Source organism: Rhodopseudomonas sp. AAP120 (assembly GCF_001295845.1).
Lineage (GTDB): Bacteria > Pseudomonadota > Alphaproteobacteria > Rhizobiales > Xanthobacteraceae > Rhodopseudomonas.
This window is the reverse complement of record NZ_LJIC01000219.1, coordinates 1-2,221: the sequence shown is the minus strand read 5'-3', so window position 1 is coordinate 2,221 and position 2,221 is coordinate 1. Positions and strand designations below refer to the sequence as shown.

Annotated in this window: 1 protein-coding gene; it reads left to right on the top strand. The window is 50.7% G+C overall.

Features of this window, described 5'->3' with window-relative positions; all coding sequences use genetic code 11:
• Positions 1–156: 156 nt before the first annotated feature.
• Positions 157–2,124, top strand: coding sequence for an AAA family ATPase (locus IP86_RS28365; protein ID WP_082364296.1), 1,968 nt, complete (start codon positions 157–159; stop codon positions 2,122–2,124).
• Positions 2,125–2,221: the final 97 nt, after the last annotated feature.

Here is a 2,221-nt window from a genome sequence, read left to right as displayed (position 1 = left end):
CTGCGCAAGAAGATCCGCGACCTCGATATTCAGGTGTACCGCACCGGCGGCTGAGATGGTGGGTCGGCTATGTTTATAGCAGCGCCGACCCCTTCGACCGTCGCAGCATTGATATGACGATTTTCCATTTCGCTTTATAAACGGAAGTATTTTAGTATGAAGTTATGCTTTGTCGGTTCTCACCTTTCGATTCAAGAATTTCCGGACGTCGAAATTCCGGATTTTTTGCTACTAACTGGATCGAATGGAGCTGGTAAAAGCCACTTACTCCAAGCATTGAAAAATGGAAATCTGAGATACGGTAATCAAGACGAATCGTTCGCTCTAAACGACATTAGACTCTACGATTGGAATTCTTTAGTCCCCCAGGATACGGGAATCTTTCAAAGCGAAGTCCTAAAGAATGAAGTAAGCGGGGTTGCTCTGCAATTCGTTTACAGAAGCCTTCATCAAAATGGTCTTGAACCGCTTCGCGCTTTGGCTCGGCGGCTCCATTTGCCAAGTGAATACATAGCCGATCCGCAAGCGCTATCAGAGATATGTGACGATAATCTTTCTTCGCTGTTGCCGGTTGGTACGCTCGCCGATGTGAGACTGCAGCTTATTGAAGCTAATGCGTTGGCAGCTAACGTACTATTGGCGGACTTCAGTCCGACGATCCGGCGCTATATCCAGGATCTGGCAACCGCGCGGAATAAGCCCGTGCCGGCCTTGCGCGAAAGGGATTTTCTTGCTGGTCCTCCTCTTTGGGGAGAGGCCGACGTCTTTCAGCAGTCGTTTGCACGACTTTTTGTGGCTTATCGTGATGCTTGGCTAGAGAATCAGCTCGCTCAATTCATGGCCTCAAAGGGGCAGCGTGGCCTCTCGTTTGTAAGTGATGATGAGTTTGTTCGTTTGTATGGGCCGCCGCCGTGGGAATTCGTAAATTCTTCGATGAGGGCGGCAGGTCTTGATTTCGAGATCAATCATCCAACCCTAAATTCGCACTCTCCATTTCAGCCCGCGCTCACGAAAAAGGGCTCATCAATCTCTATCCAATTTGCAAATCTTTCGTCGGGCGAGAAGGTGCTTATGTCGTTCGCATTCTGCGTTTACTACTCGCAAGATCGAAGGCAGCTTGCTGCTGCGCCCAAGCTATTGCTACTTGATGAAGTTGATGCGCCGCTTCATCCGTCCATGTCCAAGAACCTAATCGACACAATTCAAAAGTCGCTTGTTGAGAAGTTCGCTATAAAGGTGATTGCGACGACGCACTCTCCGTCTACGGTTGCGCTGTCGCCGGATGAGGCGATTTTCGTGATGCAGCCGGGGGTGCCTGGGATACGGAAAAGCAGCAAGGCGAGCGCTCTAAACGTCTTGACCGTAGGAGTTCCGACACTTGCAATTTCGTTCGAAGGGCGTCGGCAAGTTTTCGTGGAAAGCTCCTCTGACGCAGTGATCTATGAGGCGATTTACAAGCTGCTTAAGCCAAAGATCAGGTCTGAGCGATCGCTCGAATTTATTGCGACCGGCACTAGATCGTCTGATGGATCCGAGCGCAATTCTGGTTGCGAGAACGTAAGGCGTCTCGTTGAAAGCCTTTCCGCAGCGGGCAACCTTTCTGTCTTCGGTTTAATTGACTGGGACGGAAAGAACTCAAATGATGCTCGTCTGGCTGTACTGGCAGAGGGGCGCCGAAATGGATTGGAGAGCACGATCCTTGATCCCCTGGCCATTGCTCTTCTAATCTGTCGAGATTTTTCAGACTGGAAATCAAAAATTGGATTGCATCACGACGATACGATCATTTCGCTTTCGTTGATCGATCCAGAAAGGCTGCGGGTTATCGCTGGAGCGGTTGTGCGCGAGGTGCTGGGTGCCGAGCCTGGGGAATTGTTTGAAGCCGAGTATGTTGGCGGCTTCTCTCTAAGTTTAGAGCAAGCGTATTTTAGAATCGATGACCACCTTTTAGAGCAAAAACTACTCTTAGCATTCCCACCTCTAAATTCGCTAGTTCGAGAACGCCCCGGAGCCGGTAGGCTCATGCGTCACGTTATTAAGACGGTTTATACCGACATTCCGGATGCCGTCCCGATCGAGTTACATGATGCATTTGTAAGTCTCCTGGAACGTGAAACACACTAGTTGAGCGCAGGCAGGCGGCCTGCCTATAGGGCGACCACAACCTCGCGGCGCTGTACCCGCAGGACGTCATCACCGCCTCGGTGATCGACGGCGAGCT